Raw genomic sequence first — 5,268 nt, 5'->3', positions numbered from 1 at the left:
AAGGAAGGCGTGGGTCCAGGCCTCGTCGAGAAGGACTACTGGATCATGCATTGCCTGTGGGGGCTGCAGCAGGCCGGCTTCATGTTCGAGCTCAAAGGCGGAACCTCACTTTCCAAGGGCTTCAAACTGATCAACCGGTTTTCGGAGGACATCGACATTCTGATACATCCGCCCGGTGATCTCCCGGTCGGTAAAAATCAGAACAAGCCCGCACAGGCTGCGGCGCGCAAAGACTTCTTCGACGGTCTCGCCGATACGATCTCGATACCTGGCGTCACTGCGGTCGTACGCGACACCGGGTTTGATGATGTTCCAGATTATCGCGGCGCCGGAATTCGGTTGCAGTACCAATCGCTCAATCCGCTCCCCGCCGGACTGAAGGAGGGCATCCTGCTGGAAGCCGGGTTCGATCAGGTCGCCCCAAACCGGCCATGCACGATTTCGTCCTGGGCTTACGACCAGGCAGCTGCCTCCGGCATTGCCGACCTTACCGACAACAGGGCTCTTGCCGTGCCTTGCTATGAGCCGGGTTACACGTTGGCCGAAAAGCTCCAGACCATCTCGACCAAGTTTCGCATGCATGCAGCAGGAAAGTGGTGAGATGCCGGCAAATTTCATGCGGCACTACTACAATGTATATTGTCTGCTGGCGGACAAATCCGTGACCGGTTTCATCGGCACCGAAGCCTGGCATGCTCACAAGGTAAAGCGTTTCCGCCAGGCTGACGGGACCGGCCCGGCGAAGAATGAAGTCTTCCGCTTGAGCGATGCAGCGACCCGCAAAGCGTACGCCGGAGCTTATGCCTCCACCGCTTCGCTGCAGTATCGGGCGAGGTGAGGTGTCAGGCGATGATGCGTAGCCTCGGGCTCAGCCGCTCGACGTCACGATCGTGGGTGACCAGTGCATCTGCATTGATGGCAAGTGCGATGACCGCAGACTCATCGACATCATGGAACTGCAGGCCGCCGGGACCTCACGCCAGCGACGCCGCGATGTCGGCGATTGAGCGAAACAGCACCAGGGGATCGTCCCTCGACGGTGCAAACCCTCGCCGCTGCCAGAATTCGGCTGCCCCTTCGTCGACGGCATTGACCATCAACGCCCGTCCGCCGATCAGCCCGGCGGCCTGAACGCAGCGCTGTAGGGCATGTTTCACCAGACCTGTGCCAATGCCACGTCCGGCCCATCCTGTGTCTGTCGCGAGTTGGCCGAGAAGCAGACAGGGCACCGGGTCGGGCGGCTGGCCTGTTCGGATCGAGCGCGGCAGGACCGAAGGAACCACGGCCGTCGGCGCGAGGCCATAGTAGCCGACGACACGCCCGGCCTCGTGGACGACAAGGACGACCGTAAAGCCCTTCTGCTGATTGGAGAGGGCGCGTGTCCTCAACCAATGATCGAGCGCGGGCTTCCCGCAGGAGAAGTCGGAAACGTTATGCGCAGCGGCAAGCGGTTCAGGAGCCGATAAATCCACGGCTCACTGCTTCGCTGGGTAGCCGGGCTCCCAGGGCGCGGGCCGCCTGGCCAGTTCCACCATCTCGGGAACCGAAGTTGCCGGGCGGGACAGGACTTCCATGAACTCGGCAAAACCCTCCGGGGTCATGCGGATCAGCCCCTGTTCCATTACGACTTCCTCGGCGGCGCGCACGGCGGCGTCTCGCACGAAATCTGTGCGCGAGCGGCCGCGCAGGCTGGCGGCACGATCGATCATCGCGACGTCCGCCTCGGGCAGGCGCATCGAGATCGGGTATTCCTTGCGCTCTACGGGGGTAGCCATAACTTATCTCCTTGAGCGGAAGATAGCGCCCTGTATCGCTAAATGCAATACGATAATGTGTGGGCGGCAAAGGGTCGAATACCGACGTGAGCCCTTTCTGCAGGACTAAAGTCTGCCAATTTATAGGTCACGATCACATCAGCCGAGCCTTTGATTGCGGCTTCAAGTTGAGTTCAGGGCAGGCGCGTGCGGCGTGGACCGTTGTCCCCCGCGACATTGCGAAGGCAATTGCGCTTTCAAACGAAGAAGAGGCGTAAGGCATGACCCTGAAAACATTTCCCTGGAGCCCGGGCGAATACATCAAGACGCCGGACGATGCGATTGCCTATATCGAGGCCGCCCTTGAGGAGGTCGGCCCCGAAGGCATCAAGGCGGCCCTGCGCGGCGTTGCAGACAGCGAAGGTATGTCAGCCCTCGCGCGCAAGACCGGGTTGAACCGCCAGGGCCTTTATCGCGCCCTCAGCGACGAGGGTGACCCCAGGCTCTCCACACTCAACGCTATTCTGGACGCGCTGGGCCTGCGCCTCAGCGTGACGCGCAAGTCGGCGGCCTGATCAGATCATCCCCTCAAGAGACGCTTGCGCCCGGTGCGCGGCGCCATGCGCCACGCGCCGCACTATCCGGCGAGAGCTGGCCCGGCACGGCCTCCATCATTCGAGCCCCTTCGCCGGGCGCCCTGCTTGTCAGGGTCATCCTGACATTTGGAGCCTGTGCATTGGAAGACGCCGCAGCCGTTGGCGCTGCAGCGCTGCCTTAAGAGAACGCCTTCACCGCGCTTTGCAGATCAGAGGCGAGCGCGACGCCCGCTTCAGCCCGCGAGCGACGCGGCGTTTTGCCAATGTTGATGCACCCCGCCGCCCGGGCCCTGATCATCCTCGTCATCATCGGCGGGCGCTGCGCGCTCCGCTATGCGCGACAGGTAGACACCTGCCCCGATCAGTCCGCCAATTGGGCCAAACTGGAGCAGCGCCGCGGCGATGAAGATCAGCGGCACCTGCAGGTCCAGTTTGGCGAAGATGACAAAAAGAACGGCGAGAACGAGGCTCCCGAAGGCAAGTCCGGCAGCGAGGCCCGCTACGATATGCTTCAGGAGCCCTCGCACGATCGGGCGCTCTTCATCCTTTGCGCTATTGAGCATCATTCTAAACAACATCACCGTGCGGCTCCGCGGAGGGTGAAACTTTATACTGCGCTATTTGCGGGCAAAGAACAGCTCAGCGCCGAGGCCGGCTGACGCCTGTTTCAGGCGAAGTCCGGCCCCGCCCAAGCGGCCGGGCTGGATAATCGGACGCAAGCAGCTTTGCGCGTCGCCGAAGGCGGGCTTCGCACAGCCTGTTACTTCTGGCGTTCAGTGCTGATCGATCTGACGCTCAGAGCGAAATCGCCATCGACAGCATCGGCAATGATGAAACCGAGCTCTGTCACCTCGGCGGGCGAAAATTCACTGGCCGGCACGCTGCGGCCGAAGACACTCGGGACGAAATCACTGAAAGCGACCCGAACGTCGGTCCACTCGCCCTCCGGACTCATCGGGATAGGCGCCTGATACGATACGTAACGGCCTGCGAAACGGGCATTGGTCTGCGCGATCAGCCGGTAGGCGCGTCCATCGGATTTAACGGAAAGGACAAAGCCCTGCGCACCTTCCAGCGCGCCGGGATCCATTTGGCGGCGCACCGAAGAAAACCCGCCGCCGTTCGTGTTGATGACCCCGGTGAAGACGAGTTGGCCTGCCTCAACAACGCTCCCGCCCGACGAGCGGCCTCCCATGACCGTGTCATTGACCGTTCGCCAGGCGCCGGCCTCTCCCGGCGATTGAAAGGTCACCAATGGCGAACTGGCTGTTTGTTGCGGCGTAGCGGAGCTGGTCATGACTGAAACCGAACAGGCGAGCACAGTGAAGAGGGCGATGATAGTTCGTGGCATCGGTTCAGGCAGGCTGGGCGTTTGATTGCCTGCGGACCTGGTCCGCAGTTTCTCGTCCGCTTCCGGCATATCTGACACTAGCTTCGAGTGCACAGATCGGCATGGCGTGAGGATGGCGATTGGCGGGCTGCCCCCTTGAGCCTTCCGGAGCCGGAAGGGCCAACACCAGACGCTGATCCACAAGACAAGGGTCATCAAAGTATGGAAAGCCCGCCCCCGAAAGGGGGAGGGCTGGATTGCCTTGTACCACTTTTATCAGTTGCTGGTCGGCGGCGGCGGCGAACCTCCGCCTCCGCCCGCCGCACCAGCAACAGCGCCGCCTGCGGCAAGAACGCCGAGGATTGGGAGGGCAGCGCCTGTCGTGGCGCCTTGCGTAATGCCGGCCTCAGCAAGGATCGTCTGATCGGCTGAGGCGAACACCGCCTCGCAGAAAGCCGCATCGATCACGATGGTCGAGGTTTCCGGAAGCGTGCGGGTGCAGCCATCCACGGCGATATCAACCGTGGCGCCGGCGCGGGTGACAATCCTGTCGCCGTCAAAGAGCGGGTCTCCGGCGACAAGCGAAAAGGTCTCCCCCCCGCGCACGACGATGACTGATCCCGCCTCTCCCGTGGTGGCAGCGACACTCGAAGCGGCGTGAGCAACCATGAAAGCGCCCGACAACCAGACGGCTGAAATTGTAGCGAGTAACTTGGTTTTCATGGCGATCTCCGTTTAGCCCCGATTTGAACGTACGACACGTTAACCCATTTGGCCGCCCCAGTCGACCCTTAAGTTCGCCTTTGGCGCGCAATTTCCTGTCATCGTGATATTTTCAGGCGCGTTCAAATAATCGCCGTCTGATTGAGCGACGCGGCCGCCTGTTTTTTAAGCACGCGGGCGGTGCAGATGCCGCCTTTCTGCTGACCGTTTCCTTATCATCCCGGCAGGCCAACAGACAGGAAACTGCGCTGGGCGCCTTCAAGGCGCACGGCGCTCAGGACACCTGTCTGGTAGGCGCCCGTATCGAGCCCGATCCGGTTGGCTTTCTCGGTGACCGCCTGCGTGATGGTATGCCCGTGGACGACGACCGCGCCGAAGTCCTGCTGGGTGTCCAGAAACTCGCCGCGGATCCAGCGCAGGTCGCGTCCGGACTGGTCCGGCAAGGCAACGCCCGGGCGCACCCCGGCATGCACGAGGAGGTAGTCGCCGAAGCGGACCTGGTCGATGCAGGTCTCGAGGAAGTCGAGATCGGCGCCGGGAACATGGCTCGCCAGGAGATGTTCAAGCGTTTCGGTGTCTTCGGTCAGAAGACGCGCCGGATCGAGCCCGTAACTGCGCGCGCAGGCGTCGCCGCCGTGTTTCAGCCAGTCCCGGATCAGGTGAGGCTCACCGCGCAGCGCCCGCAGCATCATCTCCTCATGATTGCCTTTCAGGACATGCAGCTGCGCAAACTCCGGAGGCCGCTCTCTCAGGTGACGGATGACGTCGCGGCTTTGCGGGCCGCGGTCAACAAGATCGCCCAGGAACACGATGAAGCATGCCATGGGCGGCCGGGCCTCGTGATCCGCGCGGATCAGCTCCAGCA

At 62.3% G+C, this 5,268-nt stretch carries 9 protein-coding genes; 3 read left to right on the top strand and 6 right to left on the bottom strand.

Annotated features, from left to right (window positions below):
• Both WEA77_RS04980 and WEA77_RS04975 read left to right on the top strand, forming a co-directional pair.
• A partial coding sequence (locus WEA77_RS04980) for a nucleotidyl transferase AbiEii/AbiGii toxin family protein (protein ID WP_368066760.1) occupies positions 1-600 on the top strand: 600 nt, incomplete at its 5' end.
• Position 601: 1 nt separating this feature from the next.
• Positions 602-838, top strand: coding sequence for a hypothetical protein (locus WEA77_RS04975; RefSeq protein WP_368066759.1), 237 nt, complete (start codon positions 602-604; stop codon positions 836-838).
• A 136-nt stretch (positions 839-974) separates the two neighbouring features.
• Here the strand turns inward: WEA77_RS04975 and WEA77_RS04970 are convergent, their stop codons facing one another.
• Both WEA77_RS04970 and WEA77_RS04965 read right to left on the bottom strand, forming a co-directional pair.
• Positions 975-1,472, bottom strand: coding sequence for a GNAT family N-acetyltransferase (locus WEA77_RS04970; RefSeq protein WP_368066758.1), 498 nt, complete (start codon positions 1,470-1,472; stop codon positions 975-977).
• Between the two features lie 3 nt (positions 1,473-1,475).
• Complete coding sequence (locus tag WEA77_RS04965) at positions 1,476-1,775, bottom strand: DUF1778 domain-containing protein (RefSeq protein ID WP_368066757.1); 300 nt, start codon at positions 1,773-1,775, stop codon at positions 1,476-1,478.
• A gap of 260 nt (positions 1,776-2,035) precedes the next feature.
• Here WEA77_RS04965 and WEA77_RS04960 point away from each other — a divergent pair, with 260 nt between their 5' ends.
• A complete protein-coding gene (locus WEA77_RS04960) occupies positions 2,036-2,329 on the top strand; it encodes an addiction module antidote protein (protein ID WP_368066756.1) in 294 nt (97 codons plus the stop codon).
• A gap of 254 nt (positions 2,330-2,583) precedes the next feature.
• On the opposite strand, the gene WEA77_RS04955 is transcribed toward WEA77_RS04960, so the two are convergent.
• From WEA77_RS04955 to WEA77_RS04940, 4 genes are all read right to left on the bottom strand, one after another.
• A complete protein-coding gene (locus WEA77_RS04955) occupies positions 2,584-2,916 on the bottom strand; it encodes a hypothetical protein (RefSeq protein ID WP_368066755.1) in 333 nt (110 codons plus the stop codon).
• A 194-nt stretch (positions 2,917-3,110) separates the two neighbouring features.
• Positions 3,111-3,770 carry a CIA30 family protein gene (locus WEA77_RS04950; protein WP_368066754.1) on the bottom strand — a complete coding sequence of 220 codons (660 nt, stop codon included), beginning with the start codon at positions 3,768-3,770 and terminating at the stop codon, positions 3,111-3,113.
• A 186-nt stretch (positions 3,771-3,956) separates the two neighbouring features.
• The gene (locus tag WEA77_RS04945) at positions 3,957-4,403 is read right to left on the bottom strand and encodes a hypothetical protein (protein WP_368066753.1); all 447 of its coding nucleotides are present in this window, start codon (positions 4,401-4,403) and stop codon (positions 3,957-3,959) included.
• Between the two features lie 215 nt (positions 4,404-4,618).
• Positions 4,619-5,268, bottom strand: a 650-nt coding sequence (locus tag WEA77_RS04940; protein WP_368066752.1) for a metallophosphoesterase, incomplete at its 5' end; no start/stop codon positions are given.

The organism is Hyphomonas sp. (assembly GCF_040882205.1).
In the GTDB taxonomy this organism is placed as follows: Bacteria; Pseudomonadota; Alphaproteobacteria; order Caulobacterales; family Hyphomonadaceae; genus Hyphomonas.
The sequence above is the reverse complement of the archived record's forward strand: the minus strand, read 5'-3'. Positions and strand labels throughout refer to the sequence as shown.

Excerpts from the sequence above, each read along its gene's own strand:
- WEA77_RS04975 (WP_368066759.1), top strand. The coding sequence starts at position 602 with ATGCCGGCAAATTTCATGCGGCACTACTACAATGTATATTGTCTGCTG.
- WEA77_RS04965 (WP_368066757.1), bottom strand. The coding sequence starts at position 1,775 with ATGGCTACCCCCGTAGAGCGCAAGGAATACCCGATCTCGATGCGCCTG.
- WEA77_RS04960 (WP_368066756.1), top strand. The coding sequence starts at position 2,036 with ATGACCCTGAAAACATTTCCCTGGAGCCCGGGCGAATACATCAAGACG.
- WEA77_RS04955 (WP_368066755.1), bottom strand. The coding sequence starts at position 2,916 with ATGATGCTCAATAGCGCAAAGGATGAAGAGCGCCCGATCGTGCGAGGG.
- WEA77_RS04950 (WP_368066754.1), bottom strand. The coding sequence starts at position 3,770 with ATGCCGGAAGCGGACGAGAAACTGCGGACCAGGTCCGCAGGCAATCAA.
- WEA77_RS04945 (WP_368066753.1), bottom strand. The coding sequence starts at position 4,403 with ATGAAAACCAAGTTACTCGCTACAATTTCAGCCGTCTGGTTGTCGGGC.